Below are 15233 nucleotides of genomic sequence, written 5' to 3' on the forward strand. Positions count from 1 at the left end.
GAGAGACTGGCCGCTTGAACTGAAATCGCCTCTCCACTTTTCCGAAGCAAGTCCATTCTGTTTGCCACTTCTCGATCCACCCATTCGGCGTCATTCTCGGGCTTGACCCGAGAATCTATCCACGCATCTGCAACCGCAACACGCGACACAACCTTTTTGCATTGTGATTTCCACCCACGGTAGATAATATATGAGTTATTGAATCATGTATTATGGCCAAGCCACAGATTGGACTGGCCCGAGTGGGATTTTCAGATGTCTTATCCGCCACGCCGTCTGTTTTCATGGGCTTTTTACTACGCTTGGGTTCTGTTGTTGTGTGTCATTGTGTTCCGGCTGGATTCTTACAACAAACAGCTGCTGGCCTTTCCCTTGCTGATAATCAGCTCCTATCAATATTGGCGTCACAAGAAAAATGGCCCCACAATTCAGGCCTTATTTACGCGCTATTGCGGGCTGGCCACCGCGCGGCTGATCATGCGGGCTTTCAACGCAGGGCCAACGGCCGAGCCACCCACATCAGGGCAGCGGCTGAAAACCACCGTTGTCTCAACCATTGTCTTATCAGGTTTTGCCGCGTTGCTTTATGTCTGGCAGGTCGACCTCAACTGGTATGTTGTCGTTCTCATGCTGGCCTTGGCCGTCAACTATGTCGCCTGGGTGGCGGATTGGAACGACCTGCAACACGCGCGGCAGGCACCGGACGTCTGGTGATAAATACACCGCACCACAACCTCACGTTAATTTAATTTGCCTTGGGGGCTAGACCGATTGCACGTTTTGCGTTTATCTTGCAAACCTATCCTTGGTTGTAGGGTTGTTTTAAAAATGTCACCTAAGGTCTATGCGGCTTTCGCCGCCTCTGTATTTATTGCACTTTTCCTTATTTACATGATTTTGACAGGCAGTGACGGAAACTTCGAAACAGTGCTGATCGGGCTGATGTGCCTGTGCGGCGTCTATCAGATGAGGCACGGCCGCAGGTGGTTCATGTCGCTGCGCAAATCTCTGCAACTGGTTCGGCGCGGCTGAACCAGACTTTTTTCAGTTCAAAACCTGTGAAGAACCCTGCAATTCTGGGGATAATCGAATCGGCAGTGGCGGAGCAGCGCTTCCGCATTGCAGCTTTAATCGGGCGGGCCGAAGCAAGCTGATAAGGCACGCTTTGGCTCGATACATCTGATATAACCACCATCGAAATTGAAAACTAACCGGCAGTGGCACCGTATGGTGATACCGCGCCAGATGACGCCACGGACCATCAAGTAGCAAAATTGTTGCAGCTTTTCAGCGCTGAACACCCCGGTGGCAGCAACCTTCCGTAAACGACAATCCGGTGAAAGCATGGACTGGCCAGCGGTTTCGCTGTTAATGCGCCAATCTATCTTCGGTTGAGTGGAGTTGAGTGCTCAAATGCCAGCATGGCTGCGCCGCGTTTTGTCTTACGCCTTTTTTGTCTTTGCTGTTCTGGCGATCATCGGCATGCTGCCAGCCATGGGTTTTCCTGTCGGAATATTGGCCGTCATCCCGATTGGCTATCTGTTCTTTTACAAGATCAGCCGCACGATTTCTGGCAAACCCATGCCACAGGATGCACTGGTGATTAAGGTGATGGAGGCCATCGCCGGCGCCGTGTTGCGCAAGTTCAATATAAAGCCACCACCTCAGCAGCCGGACGCCAAGAAGGAATAGGGCGGACCATACCAGCCCTCATGCCTCGTCCTCGGGTATGACCCGAGGGATGTCACAGGCATCCAGTCGACGCACGTCTGCGCGACGGAAAGAGTCTTTTTCAGCCCAAAGACTTGGGCTGGGCCTGGATTTCCGCAACAAGCGCGGGAATGAGGGAAGTGAGCGTCGACCTAAATGATCGATTTTTCAGGCCAGTTGTTGGGTTTGCACACTCTCCAGCGCTGCCTTCAGCCGCACACGCACATCCGCTCCCAGCGGCAAAATCGGCAGTGGTGGGGCGAAGGTGCCAAGGCCTAAAAGCTCGGCCAGCACATACATCACCCGGAAACTGCCAAACTCCTTGAACAGCGCCCAAAGTGGCTCAAAAGCAGCATTCAGCGCAAGGGAGCGCGTCGTGTCACCACCCTGTGATGCCTGCGCCAAGGCCAGCGTTTCCGCCGGCATCAGGCCGGCAATAACGGAATACCACGTGTCGCTTCCGGCCCGCAGCGCCTCTGCGCAGCCCCAGTCGCCGCTGTGCCCCACCTTGAAACCTGCCGGTGTCACGGCCCGAATGGCGTCCAGTTCACCGGCGAGATCACCATCCGCGGGCAGGGGCATTTTTACCGCCGCCACATGCGGCAACTGCGCCAGCTGCGCAATCAACGCGTGGGAGAAGGTAAACCGTGTGGTGCCGGGATTATTGTAAATCGAAAGCGGCAATTGCCCGGCCTGCGTCACCGCCTGAAAATGCGCAAATACTTCCTCATCCCGCAGCGGCTGGTAGGATACCGGCGCCAGCAACAACCCGTCCGCGCCGGCGGCTCTGGCATCTTGCGCCAGCGCTATCGCCTCATCGGTGCGCAGCGCACCGACGCCGACGATCACCGGCAACGCCCCGCCAATCGTCTCAACCGCGCAGTCCACCGCCCGGCGACGCTCGGCTCGCGTCAAATAGGGGTAGGCGCCGGTGCTGCCCAACAGGCCAATGGAATGCACGCCGGATGCCTTGATGCGCTCCAGAATTCGGCGGAGTGCTGATGTGTCGATCCGGCCGGAAACATCGGTCGGCGTGATCGGGAATGCCGAAAGGCCTTCAAACAGAGACATGGAAAAAGCGCCTTTCACAAACGAGACAACAGAAGTTTCAAACCGGCAAGGCCGAAGGAGATTGCCAGAACACCCTCAATCCAGCGCCGGGCGCGGCGGTAAAGCCGCACCATCGGCCCGGTGGAAAACACGATGGCGTAACCGCAAAAAATCGTCACGCTCAGCACCGCGCAACCGGCCAGAATAATCACCACACCTGTGGTGGAAGCCTGCGAACCAAGCCCAAGGCTCATCAGCGCAATCCAGGCCAGAATGGATTTCGGGTTCATCAGATGCATGACGAGGCCACGCCGGTAAAGCGCAGCCATGGAAGGGGCAATCCGGGCATTGTCCTGCGTCACCGGTTTGTCCGGTGCGGCCGCCGCCCGTGCCGCCTTGAAGGCCAGAAACAACAGGTAAAGCCCGCCGAAAATCTGCAAACCAACAATGGCGCCGGGATAGGTTTTCAAGATGGCGGAAACACCCGTCGCCGCCATCAGCCCCCAGAAGATCGAGCCGCTGACAACGCCGGAAGCAATGGCCAGACCCGCCTTGCGGCCGTCATTCATCGCCACGCCCATAATGCGCATGTTGCTGGGGCCGGGGCTGCCGGCGGCAATGATATAGGCGGTAAAAACAATGATCAGCTGGTTGATATCAACAGACATGGCGGGTCCCGGCCAGAGGAAAAACAGAAGTTTGCTGTCTCAGCCATAACGCCACATCTGGCTGGCCAGAAGTGCCAGTTTTGTTTGAAAACACCATTCCAGTTTGGGCGGCGTTTTCCGCCACCCTCAGGGCATCCATCAGCTCAACAACACCTGGCCCAGCCGCCGCACGCCATCTGGAATATCGTGCAGCGGCATGGAGGCGTAACCGAACACGAAACCGGCGCGTCGGTCACTGGCTTCGGCATAGAGTTGCGACACCGGGTAAATGCCAATGCCGGCCGCGCGGGCTTTTTCAATCAAGCCTGTTTCGTCTTGTCGCTTCCATTCGTTGAACCACACCACCACATGCAAACCCGCCGAGGTGCCGACAATCTCCACCCGGTCGCCAAACACATCGCCCATGGCCTGCAAAAACGCCTGCCGTCTTTCGCCATTCAGCCGCCGCATCTTGCGCACATGCCGTTCGTAAGTGCCGCTTTCAATCAGCGATGCCAGCGCATCCTGCTCAAAGGTCGGTGCTTGGCGATCGACAAGCTGTTTGATGCGGGTAAGGGGTTCAACGAGCTGAGGCGGCAGCACCAGATAACCAAGCCGCAGGGTTGGCGACAGGGTTTTCGACACGGTGCCAATATAGATCACCCGGCCGCGACCGGAGAGATAAAGCGGCGGAATGGGCCGCACGTCATACCGGTATTCACCGTCATAATCGTCTTCCAGAATATAGGCATCGCTGTTTTCCGCCCAGTCCAGTAGCGCGCGGCGCCGCCCGATGGAAAGAATGCCACCCAGCGGATACTGGTGGCTGGGGGTCACAAAGGCAAAGCGGTGCGGTTCCGCCGTGGGCAACTGGCTGGTGTCGATGCCGTCGCTGTCACAGGCAACCGTCGTCGGTTTTGCACCGAGGCTGACGAAAATGTTGCGCGCCATGGCGTAACACGGCTCTTCCACCACAATCCGGTCGCCGGGGTTCAGCAATGCGCGGGCGCAGAGATCCAGCCCCTGTTGTGAACCATTGACCACGACAATCTGTTGGTAATCGCAGCGAATGCCGCGTGCCCGCCACAGATACCCCTGCAATGCCTGGCGCAGGTTTTCATTGCCCGCGGCGTCCCCGTAACCCATGCGTTCACGCCGCGCCAAAATCGCTGCCGTCAGCGCCTTTCGCCATGCCAGCTTGGGAAAATCATCGGCTGCCACATCGCCGTATCGAAAGTCGTATCGCAGGCCTTTTTGCCGGGCCAGATGGCTGGGCGGCAACGCCATGGCCCGCGCCGCATAGGCGGAAAGGCCGGGGTCGGCCGGGGCTGACTTGTGAGACAAATCACTGTCGACACCGCCAATATTGCCGGCAACAACCGGCCGCGCACCCTGGCGCACCAGCACATAACCCTCAGAAATCAGCTGATCGAATGCCGTCGTCACGGTGGTGCGGGAAACGCCGAGTTCTTCGGCCAGCGCGCGGCTGGAGGGCAGGCTGTCACCGGGCGCATACACGCCACCGGTAATCTGCTCGCGCAGCCCGAGGTAAATGCTGCGTGCCGTACCAACCCTGCGTGTCGCCTCTGCCAACTGGCCCACCTTATATGTGAAAACGGAATTGAAATCAGAGCCAGTTTGAGGGCGGAGTCAAGGGGGCGGGGTTTGCGCCCCTACCTCTTCTCCTGTGGGAGAGGAAGAAAAATCATGGTCTTAGCTTGCTAAGTGATCAATTTTTAAGGTGAGGGGTTGGCAAACACCCTCAAATCATCTCACGCGGCAACCGCTCACTTGCAGCACAAGTCTGCAACGGCTCAAAGCAATGTCACGGCATGGTGGCATGGGCCAGCTCAGCGTAGTGAGACATCAGAAAAACGGCATAAAAAATGCGTGAGGGTCGCTCACGCATTTTCATCTTGTTCAATTCAGCCCTGTGTTAGCGGAAAAGGGCCGGCAGGACATTGGCCATCGCAAGGGCTGATTTTTCAAGCAACTCCTTTGCCATATTGGCGCGGGCTGTCAAATCGACCATGTCGTTTGCCCCAAAATCAATAAGGTCGAGACCGGAATCTCTGGCAGACTGTGCAAGAGCATTTGTCTGCGACGCCATCGCTTCCGTCAATGCCTGGTTGTTCTTGCTGCGCGCCACGCCGACGTCGCTCTGCATGCTGCCAAGAGCGGACATCATGTCAGCCAGGTCGCCAGCCGTTGTCGATTCCGAAATGCTGATCTCGCGGGATCCCTGTCCGGCTGCGGAATCCAGCACGTGGTAAGAGTTGCCGCTGGCTGTCTCGAAAGACTTGTTCAACACATCACTGGTCGAACTGCTGGCCAGGCCCTGCAATTCGGTCTTGAGCTTGGAGAGTTCTTCATTGATCGTGCTGCGATCAGCACCAGCAGTGCTAGATGCCGAAAGAACAAGATTAGACATTTTACCGAGAATTTCGGCGGTTGCGCCAAGATTGGTGTCTTCAGCCTGTCCGTTGTTGACGGTTTGCTGTGCCGCCGAGGCCGAAGCCGAAGAGGCTGTGGCACGTCTCATTTGTTCTGCGATTTCAGCTGCGCGGTCCGTGGATGGCAGGTTGATACGAAGACCCGAAGATAGGCGGGACAGCTGGCTGGTGATGTTGGTTTGTGCACGGGAAAGATTGGCCTGTGCGTTCAGAGCGGCGGTGTTGGACAAAATGCTAGGCATGTTTTTCTCTCTAAAAGAAATGATGAAGTATAATGTTTAGAGTGGCTTCATGCCGGGTAGTCCACGCTCGTCATTCGCGTGCTGTTGAGGGCAATATGCCCACCATCAGTTGAAATGAGTTGTAGTAATTCACTACAATTTTAAGCGACGGCGCTTTTTTTAAGTTTTGAGCGCAAAAAATTCCACAGAACGAGTCTAAATGGCACATCGGTTATGTTGGACCGTAGCAAAATGATACACTTCGAAACAAAATCCAGGAAAATACAGTTGCGCAGCGCGTGACGTTTAAGAAAATACGGTCTGTTTAAGCAAAACCTGCTTTTTTAAGTCTATCGACAAGAGCTTCGTCGGGCTCATCACACAGTTCCAGCATGCCGGCATAGGCTTTGCCAGATGTATTGCCATCAGCATTGCAAGCAAAACCAAGTGCAGTCCAGAAGGCCGGCTCGGTTTTATAGCCTTCACTGCGCAGTGACATGATTTTTGCTTTGAAAGTTTCGCCACCCAAAGCAAGCAGGCGCTGTTCTATGGTAAAGTGCCGCCATCCTGCCTGCTGTTTTACTGGCTGCGGGCTGGCATAGATTTCAAACTCCCAGCCTTCAGCGTGAAACGTGGCAATTAACGGCCGATCACCGGACACCCACTGCCAACAGCTGAAGCCGGCATGGTTGCTGTAGAGAGACACTATAGTGTCAAGAAAAACCTCCGCGTAAGGCGCGCAGCACAATATATCAATGTCGCTGCTGTCCGTGTGCACACCAAGCGGCGGTGTGCCAGCCACATGCGGATCGTAAGCGCTAAGAGCCTCCAGAATGCCCAGCCGTTGAATGGCGTTGTTGTAGGGTGGCCGGCTCATGGCGGGTTTCCGTATTGTTGCCCTGTTGACGTAAAAACACCGCGCCGGCCTGTGCAACACAGTGTCCGGCGCGGTCTCTTATGCTTCTCAACCTGTCTTATCAGCAGGCCTGCGCCTGGGGAAGGCGGCGGCCGATCTGCACCAGCGCCAGTGCGGCAAGGGCAGTCACGCCACCGGCCACCGGCACATAGGCATAATCAACACCCGCATTGATCACCATGCCGCCAATACCCGCACCAATGGCATTGCCGAGGTTGAACGCGCCGATATTGATGGAAGATGCCAGGCCCGGTGCTTCAGATGCTGCCTGCATCACCCGCATCTGCATGGGCGGAACGATGGCAAAGGCCGCCATGCCCCAGATGACAAGCGTAATGGCCGCACCAATTTGTGTGCCAAGCAGCAAGGGCGACAGGAACATCATCAGCGACAGCAGCGCCAGAAACATCGAGGCGGCACCGGTCAGTGACCAGTCAGCGGCGCGGCCACCGACATAATTGCCAATGGTGAAACCAACGCCAATCAGCACCAGCGCAATGGTAATGAACCCTTCCGATGCACCGGTCTGGTTTTGCAGGATTGGTGCGACATAGGTGTAAAGCACAAACATGGCGCTGGCACCGAGCACGGTGGTGAACAGTGGCAACAGCACGTCTGGCCGCATCATCACCTGCAGTTCGCGGCGCACATCAGGGCGTTTGCCGGCAGCACTTTTTGGCAGCGCAAGCGCCAGACCACCCATGGTGATGATGCCCAGCAGCGCTGTTGCGCCAAAGGCCTCACGCCAGCCCAGTTGCTGGCCAATCCAGGTGGCCACTGGCACACCGCCAATATTGGCAATGGTCAGGCCCATGAACATGGTGGCAACGGCGGTTGCCTGTTTTTCCGGCCGCACAAGGCTTGCCGCCACCACGGCACCAAGCCCGAAAAACGCACCGTGGTTGAGGCTGGTCACCACACGGGCAATCAGCAAGGTCCAGTAATCAGGCGCAAAGGCCGAGAGAACATTGCCAAGGGTGAAAATGCTCATCAGCGCAATCAGCGCCGTGCGTTTGCCAAAGCGCGAAAACAGCAGCGTCATGAAGGGCGCACCCACCATAACCCCCACGGCATAGGCGCTGACCAGCAGCCCGGCCGACGGGATGGACACGTCAACACCCGCAGCAATAACGGGCAACATGCCCATGGGCGCAAATTCGGTAACGCCAATGCCAAAGGCGCCCACGGCCAAGGCAAGCAACGGCCAGTTAGGTCCGGTCTTTTCCATCATCATTCCTCGATTGGATTTTTAAATCGCCGCTTGGGAGGAGGCGAAGCGTTTTGAAAGCCAAATATGACAGGAAAAATAGGGTGATACGCCGTGCTTGACAACGCGGTTTCGCGGCATCACATCTATGAACCATATTCACAAATGGACATGACTATGGATAACCGCGCCGGTGAGATGGATGTGTTTGTGCGGGTGGTGGAAACGGGAAACTTTTCCGAGGCCGCCCGCCAGCTGAAGATCACGCCCTCCAATGTGTCAAAGCTGATTGGCCGTCTGGAAGAGCGGCTTGGTGTGCGGCTGCTGGAGCGCTCCACCCGCCGCCTGTCGCTGACGGCCGAGGGCAGACGTTATTATGAGCGCAGCCAGGGTCTGTTGAACGAGCTGGATGACATCGAGCGCGAGGTGTCACGCGGTGCCGCCACCAGCGGCGGCGTTGTGCGGGTGACCTCATCGGTCGGTTTTGCCACGGTGGCGGTGGAACCGCTGCTGCCGCAGTTCTGGGCGCTGCACCCCAACATCGTTGTCGACCTGTCCTTGTCGGACGAGATCGTCGATCTTTATCTCGATCGCACCGATGTTGCCTTTCGCATCGGCAATCTGGGGGATTCCTCGCTTACATCTGCCAAACTTGGCACCGCACAGCGCCGGGTGGTGGCGTCACCAGCCTATCTCAAGGAACATGGCGTGCCGCAGAACCTGCAGGACCTGAAAAACCACCGCTGCCTGGGTTTTAACTTCCGCCGCTCGAAACAGATTTCCGCGCCGCGCACCAACCGCCGCATATGGGATTATTCGCCTGGCGCCATTCTGCTCGGCAACAATGGCGAATCCGTGCGGCGCATGACTGTTATGGGCATGGGCATTGCGCAGCTCGGTGAATATCACATCCGGGATGACCTGCGCTCCGGCGCGCTGGTGGAAATTCTGCAACACGAGGTGGACGGTGACACCGAAGACCTGCACGCGCTGTTCATGGGTGGCGAACGCCTGCCACACCGCGTGCGCGCCTTTCTGGATTTCATGACCCCAAGGCTGCGCGCCTTTCTGGATGATGCCACGCAGACGTCGAGATAAAAAAACGGCGCCTGAGAAGACGCCGTTTTTTTGAGTTTAGATCAAGGAAATCGCGTCAGACGGATTTGAGCGTGATGACCGTCAGTTCAGATGGAACGCCCAGCCGCACCGCAAAACCGATCCACAGCGCCGTGCCATTGTTGACGTAAAGCTGCATGTCACCCACCTGATAACGGCCGGAAACAAAACCGTTGTTGAACATGGCAACGATGCGGTCAAAACCCCAGATCATGCCGCCATGAGTGTGGCCAGACAGCTGCACATCAACCCCTTTGGCGGCCGCGTCGCGTGCAAAACGCGGCTGGTGGTCCAGCAGGATGACGGTGTTGTCAGGCGGGGAGCCGGCCAGCGCCTTGTCCACATCTGGGCCTTCCTGGCCAAAGGCCACGGCGCTGCGGTCTGTCACACCAGCCAGCGTCAGGCTGGCGCCATCGCGGGTAATCAGCCTGTGCTGGTTTTCCAGCACCTGCATGCCCAGCTCCTTGAACTTCGCCATCCAGGTCGGCCGGCCAAAATAATATTCGTGATTGCCGGGAATAACCCACACACCATCCGCCGCCTTCAACTCGCCAAGCGGCGTAATGTCGTTTTGGCGCGCCGCGATCGTGCCATCGATCAGGTCACCGGTAATCACGATAAGGTCGGCGCCAATCGCATTGGTGGCGGTCACGGTCGCTTCGGCCCATTCGCGTTGAAACAACCGGCTCAAATGCAGGTCGGTCAGCTGCACAAGGCGGTAACCGTCAAACTGCTGCGGCAGGCCCTTGATCTCCAGCGTCATTTCTTTCAGCGAAGGCACGCGCAGCGCCTGCGAAACACCAAAGGCCGAAAGTCCCAGCGACAGGCCGATGATGCCGTAACGCACCATGTGCGAAATCCGCACCCGGCGGCGTTTCACCAAAGCGATCAGCACGGTGACAATGTCACTGAGCAGTTGCATCATCGCCGCCAGCACGATGAACACGAAACCGACATTGACAGCGATCATCACCAGCCGCGGCACCTCGGGTGAAAACATGTTGCCGGTGGTGATGCGGGTGATCAAATGGTGCTGGGAAACGACCAGCAGAACAAGTGCCACGCCGCCTTTCAGCAGGCGCGAGGCGGGCAGGGGCCAAATCGTCCTGACCACCAGATAAAGGCACAGCGTGAATTTCAATACATCAAACATTTGCAACAAAAGGACATCATCCTGAAACAGAGCGCCCGGCACCTATGGCCAGACGGGCGCGGGTAATGAATTCATCAATCGGCTTTGTAAGGCCGATAGGACCTTTGCGATTGCTGGTCACATCAAATTTTTATGACTGAACACAAAAAGGCGGCTGGCGGTAAACCTGCCAGCCGCAGGCGGGACACAGCGGCCCGCCAGTTCGCACGGCCTGAATGGGCGCAAGCCTCACTCCGGCGCACACCACCGATACTGATCGTTGAACTCCAGGTTTTCATTTTCGCGCTTCAGCACGAATTCCCGTTTTGCAAGCACCTGCACCGTGGTCTTGAAGTCGTTGACCGTGGTGGGAAGAATGCTCCACGAGCGATGATAATAAGAGCAGCGTTCTTCGAACTTATAGACGTTTCCGGACTGCGTCACGTTGCTGATCTCGCAGCTCGTCTTGCCGCTTTTGACGCTCTCTCCATCATAAATGAACAGCATGGACCCTTTCGGATCATTGCAGTCATGGCGTGATTGTACATATTTTCCATGCTCAATCGGCAGAAAGTCTTTTGCAAAAAGCGGCGTTGCGACGGTGCAAAGAACAGTTGTAAACGCCAATCCGGATATCAGCTTGTAAAAATGCATTCTCTCATTCTTTTTAGGCTATTAGGTTTGGTTTGAGGTCGCTTCTCTAATGGATTTGCGCTGGCAGCTCAACCTTGCATGGCAGGGATGCTACATCATGTTTCACCAACACGGCCGGGCAGGAATACCAAAAATGGGTGAGTGACCATTTCTTAAGCCTAACCCGAAAGATGCAGTCTCGATTGTCACGAAACCAAGGCGTGTGATCTTTAAGTTACATCTTATATGAGTGATTTGTGTTGTACTGCTCTCACGCAATCTTGGGAGAGAGTAACCATCATGAAAAAACTGGTTTACACTGCGGCGTTTGTACTTGCAGCTTCAACCGCAATGGCTGCCGATGCCGTTTATGAGGCGCCTGTCGCGCCGGTTGCCTATGACGCACCGGCATTTTCATGGACCGGTTTCACCGCCGGTGTGCAGGGCGGTTATGCCTGGAACAACAATGACGTCGATTTTAACGGCGGTTTTTCTGCTGATTTTGATGGCGGTATCCTTGGCGGTTTCGTGGGATATAACCACCAGCTGGACAATAACTGGGTCATCGGTATCGAAGGTGATTTCGAAAAGAACTGGGGCGATGACTCCTTTGCGATCGGTGGTGTTACTGCCTTGAATTACGGCCTGGACTGGCAGGGCTCCATTCGTGGTCGTGTCGGTTATGCCTTTGACCGCGCTCTGCTTTACGGCACGGCCGGCTGGGCCATCAGCCGTGGTTTTCTTGATGTGCCACCCGCAGGCGTTGGAGAGAAAGAAACCTTCAACGGCTTTACCGTGGGTGCCGGTGTTGATTACGCCTTCACCGACAATGTCTTTGGCCGCCTGGAATACCGCTACACCAATTTCGGCGACAAGAATTTCGACTTCACCGGCGTTGGTGGCGGAACGATCAATTCGGATCTCGATCAGCACGCCATCCGCGTCGGTATCGGCTTCAAGTTCTGATCTGTCGCAGCTCATCTGAAACAACAAAGCCCGGCGTAAAAACGTCGGGCTTTTGCTTTGCTTCAATATGCAACCTGACATGAAAATTTGCAGGCAAACAGGCTATGCAGACCAGTTGTTTGATGGCAGGTAGAACGCTCGGAATGACCTGTCATGAGGCACGCACTGGATGTTTGGTAGGCTTTGGCAAACCGTCAATTATTACCGCCACAGAAGTGAACTCTGGGCGCTTCGCAGCGGTCGGGACTGGCCAAAGCAGCTCAGAGCTGCTCCTGTTATGTACGTTACGATGTTCTGGTTCGCGCTAGCCGGCGTCCCATTTGTTCTCATTATGCAGCTTTCGATCAATGTCGGGGTTAGCGAAGGGGTTGTCGTGGCCGTTATGGGTTTACCTGCCTTGGCATGGCTTCTGGCGCTAAGCCCGTGGTTTTTCGGACTGTACTCTATCGGCCTAGAGATGAGGTGGGGAAATTTCCGCCCGGCCGAGGCAAGAGAGAAAAAGCTGCAGGAATGGATTGAAGCCTATCGGGTGAAGCGGCAACAGGCCTTGCCGTGACGCAGTCGGCCTTATGAAACCTGGCAAAAACCACGGGCAGGGCGTTATTTCAGCAGGCCCAGAAGACTTGCCATGTAAGACTTGGCGGGTTTTGTCGCACTCGCACTCGCACTCGCACTCGCATTTGATGTTTGTTGCTGCTGCGCATCGCGTGACCAGACCTCGTTGTCCATCACGAAAATGCCGCAGGCATCCCAGTCATCGGGAAACAGGTCATGGCGCACAAAGGGCAGTGGGCTGCGGCCGGTCTTGGTCAGCTCCAATAGCCTGTCATTGTGCTGCACGATGGCATGTTTGGCGTAATAGCCGCTGCCTTGCAGGATCCAGCCGCGAATGACTTCACCGCCATTCTGGCGCACGAACTCAATCGCATTGTCCAGCGCTTTATTACGGGCAGCGCTTGTATAATTCAACATATGCTCAGGAAGAACCGTCTTTCCTTCGCTAAAGGCCATCGTTAACCGCTTGGCGAAATCACTCATTTGCCAGACCCATTGTTATACCCCGCATCTGTTCTTAGAGGCGCTGGTCTTTTGGGTCAAAGTGACTTTGAATTCACAGTTAATGGCGGTGATTTTTCAGGTTTTCTAAGAAAATATGTCAAATTTTACTGAATGATTATTTGACGATAATCTTTCAAATGAGAACGCTGTCTGTCGAGCCTACTTTGGCGCACCTGTTCCCATGGCTTTGGAAACAAGTTCGGTAAAGTTTGGCGGGTCGACATTATCGCCGTGGCCAGGAGCCGGGCGGAACAAGGCATTCAGCACGAGTGCACGATCCTCCTTAACGGCACCTTCCTTTTCAATGAGGTGAAAAAAGGTATCCAGCATTGTAAGCCGCAGTCTCGCGTCATCCAACAGCAGCAATGATCGTGAGTTAAAGCGTACAACGAGCCGAATGGCCCAGATATAAAGAAATATGGGCACGGTCACGATGACCAACCGTCCGACCGCAGCAATCGTCACCTGTGCATCAGTGGGTGGTGGCAGTTGTTGGCCGTTGGAGTCGATCGTTGGCAAGGCAGACGCGGCGACAATCTGTGCGAGATAATGCAATATCTCCGGTGTAAAGCACACCGCGAGCACAATGGGCGCGGCTATCAGCAGGCAGATCGCAATCGACGATAAGATCAAAGCCCATTTGCTTTGTTTCTCGCGTTCGCCCCAAAGTTTACGCGCAGCTTCTGTTCCAAATCTGGCGACTTGAGCATCGAGATCAGCGCGAAGTTGGCGAATGTCACTTTCAATGCCTAGGCGTTTATCTTCGAGTTCAACTGCCTTATGCTCAAAACCTTGACTGGCAGTGGTAAGCTCAACTTGCGCTTTTGCTGTCGCCTCGGCAGCCTGCGCGTACAGAAGTTGCTGCTCATCAAAAAGTTTGCGATGCGCCGAAACAGTCTCCGAAAGCTCGTTCGCTCTTGCCGTGGCTTCTTTCTCAAAGATTTCCAGCTTTGGGTGAATGATCGAGTGAATGGACTCGGGCCCGGCGCTCATTGTCTGCCAGCTAATCAGGCTAATGACTTCCTCAAGAACATACGGATCACCCGCATTGCTTTTGTCATTGTATTTCATTTGATAGCCAGCAAGAATTGCTACGATGAACGGCCAAAGATCTCTTTGTTTTGTTCTTTCTAATTCGTATATCTGTTCATCGTTTAGGTTTTGTACGTAATATCCTTCGTCTATTATCGAATTTTTTCTGATTAATTCTATGGCTCTGTTCGCTACTGATATGATTTTTTCTGCGTATGAACTATGTTGGTATTTGTTTTTGATTATGCCAATCAGCTTTTGGTGCGACGCCACTGCCTTTTCGACGATACTTTGGTCGACACTCCTCTCGGACGTGAACAATTTTTCGATGAAGAGGTACATCCGGTAGTCCATAGCGCGCAGTCATCCTGTAATTGAACTCAGGCTGTATCAGCCAAGTTGTTCATATAGGCGAATAACCATGCGCTGAACTTGCGTGTAGGTTGTGGTTCCCGAACGCGCTGACACGTTGGCTTTCACAATCCGAACCGCCTGCCTGTTTACACGCACCTGAGAGGTGTCACACTCGTTGGTGTCACCTCATACACAGCGCCCAGCCCAAGAAAGGGATGATTGTCTTCATCGAAGATCGGTCTGGCCCGTGCAGCGATGGTGCGCGTGGACCCATCCGGCAGCAACACCTTGTAACGCTGGTCGAACAATACGCCCTCGGTCAGGCTGGCCATGATCGCCATTGCCACTCTGTCGCGCATTTCCGGACAGATCCTTTGAAGGATGTCGTCGATCGTTACGCCCTTTGATCCGACATCAGCAGTAAACCCATGATACTGCGACGTCATTTCATCCATGATCAGCCTGTCGTCGGTTATACTCCACATGAAATAACCGACGCCACCTTCATTATCCTGATTATCTGCCAAACCGCCCCCGGCCCAGTTGCTTCACGACACAGCGATTACTAACCCATGATTTTTGACTTAATAAGCAATGTATAAATTAATCCACTGATATTTGCAGTATAGGACCTGCCCGCATTTTGCCTGCAAGGTCGATCTTCTTGAATTAATTCATCCATTCACCCATCAGAGACACGTTCACATCAATGCATGATTGGTAAAACAACGTGCATT

The 15233-nt window shown here is 55.1% G+C and carries 16 protein-coding genes; 5 read left to right on the forward strand and 11 right to left on the reverse strand.

Features of this window, described 5'->3' with window-relative positions:
* The first annotated feature begins 228 nt into the window (after positions 1-228).
* Together RT613_RS20850 and RT613_RS20855 are read left to right on the forward strand one after the other, a co-directional pair.
* A complete protein-coding gene (locus RT613_RS20850) occupies positions 229-714 on the forward strand; it encodes a hypothetical protein (RefSeq protein ID WP_313618296.1) in 486 nt (161 codons plus the stop codon).
* 699 nt (positions 715-1413) lie between these two features.
* Entirely contained in the window at positions 1414-1692 is a 279-nt protein-coding gene (locus RT613_RS20855) for a hypothetical protein (RefSeq protein ID WP_313618297.1), read from the forward strand.
* A gap of 186 nt (positions 1693-1878) precedes the next feature.
* Here the strand turns inward: RT613_RS20855 and RT613_RS20860 are convergent, their stop codons facing one another.
* The 6 genes from RT613_RS20860 to RT613_RS20885 form a co-directional block, all read right to left on the reverse strand.
* Positions 1879-2781, reverse strand: a complete 903-nt coding sequence (locus RT613_RS20860) for a dihydrodipicolinate synthase family protein (RefSeq protein ID WP_313618298.1) — start codon at positions 2779-2781, stop codon at positions 1879-1881.
* A gap of 14 nt (positions 2782-2795) precedes the next feature.
* Positions 2796-3428, reverse strand: coding sequence for a LysE family translocator (locus tag RT613_RS20865; RefSeq protein WP_313618299.1), 633 nt, complete (start codon positions 3426-3428; stop codon positions 2796-2798).
* 138 nt (positions 3429-3566) lie between these two features.
* A complete protein-coding gene (locus RT613_RS20870; protein WP_313618300.1) occupies positions 3567-5009 on the reverse strand; it encodes a PLP-dependent aminotransferase family protein in 1443 nt (480 codons plus the stop codon).
* Positions 5010-5343: 334 nt separating this feature from the next.
* Positions 5344-6102 (reverse strand): hypothetical protein, encoded by a 759-nt coding sequence (locus RT613_RS20875; protein WP_313618301.1) that lies wholly within the window; start codon positions 6100-6102, stop codon positions 5344-5346.
* Positions 6103-6406: 304 nt separating this feature from the next.
* On the reverse strand, positions 6407-6958 hold the full coding sequence (locus RT613_RS20880; RefSeq protein WP_313618302.1) for a DUF4269 domain-containing protein: 552 nt from the start codon (positions 6956-6958) through the stop codon (positions 6407-6409).
* A gap of 100 nt (positions 6959-7058) precedes the next feature.
* A complete protein-coding gene (locus RT613_RS20885; protein WP_313618303.1) occupies positions 7059-8225 on the reverse strand; it encodes an MFS transporter in 1167 nt (388 codons plus the stop codon).
* Between the two features lie 156 nt (positions 8226-8381).
* On the opposite strand from RT613_RS20885, the gene RT613_RS20890 reads away from it, so the two are divergent.
* Positions 8382-9302, forward strand: a complete 921-nt coding sequence (locus tag RT613_RS20890) for a LysR family transcriptional regulator (RefSeq protein WP_313618304.1) — start codon at positions 8382-8384, stop codon at positions 9300-9302.
* A gap of 55 nt (positions 9303-9357) precedes the next feature.
* Here the strand turns inward: RT613_RS20890 and RT613_RS20895 are convergent, their stop codons facing one another.
* Positions 9358-10473 (reverse strand): metallophosphoesterase, encoded by a 1116-nt coding sequence (locus tag RT613_RS20895; RefSeq protein WP_313618323.1) that lies wholly within the window; start codon positions 10471-10473, stop codon positions 9358-9360.
* 228 nt (positions 10474-10701) lie between these two features.
* Positions 10702-11106, reverse strand: a complete 405-nt coding sequence (locus tag RT613_RS20900) for a hypothetical protein (RefSeq protein ID WP_313618305.1) — start codon at positions 11104-11106, stop codon at positions 10702-10704.
* Positions 11107-11385: 279 nt separating this feature from the next.
* On the opposite strand from RT613_RS20900, the gene RT613_RS20905 reads away from it, so the two are divergent.
* Positions 11386-12051: a porin family protein gene (locus RT613_RS20905; protein WP_313618306.1), complete on the forward strand. Its 666-nt coding sequence runs from the start codon at positions 11386-11388 to the stop codon at positions 12049-12051.
* A gap of 169 nt (positions 12052-12220) precedes the next feature.
* Positions 12221-12607 carry a hypothetical protein gene (locus RT613_RS20910; RefSeq protein WP_313618307.1) on the forward strand — a complete coding sequence of 129 codons (387 nt, stop codon included), beginning with the start codon at positions 12221-12223 and terminating at the stop codon, positions 12605-12607.
* 44 nt (positions 12608-12651) lie between these two features.
* On the opposite strand, the gene RT613_RS20915 is transcribed toward RT613_RS20910, so the two are convergent.
* The 3 genes from RT613_RS20915 to RT613_RS20925 all read right to left on the reverse strand — a co-directional run bounded on the left by RT613_RS20915 (position 12652) and on the right by RT613_RS20925 (position 15023).
* Positions 12652-13089 (reverse strand): hypothetical protein, encoded by a 438-nt coding sequence (locus RT613_RS20915; protein WP_313618308.1) that lies wholly within the window; start codon positions 13087-13089, stop codon positions 12652-12654.
* 180 nt (positions 13090-13269) lie between these two features.
* Complete coding sequence (locus RT613_RS20920) at positions 13270-14484, reverse strand: hypothetical protein (RefSeq protein ID WP_313618309.1); 1215 nt, start codon at positions 14482-14484, stop codon at positions 13270-13272.
* Positions 14485-14642: 158 nt separating this feature from the next.
* On the reverse strand, positions 14643-15023 hold the full coding sequence (locus RT613_RS20925) for a PAS domain-containing protein (protein ID WP_313618310.1): 381 nt from the start codon (positions 15021-15023) through the stop codon (positions 14643-14645).
* Between the last annotated feature and the right edge of the window lie 210 nt (positions 15024-15233).

The sequence above is a fragment of the Agrobacterium sp. genome, from assembly GCF_032092815.1.
In the GTDB taxonomy this organism is placed as follows: Bacteria; Pseudomonadota; Alphaproteobacteria; order Rhizobiales; family Rhizobiaceae; genus Agrobacterium.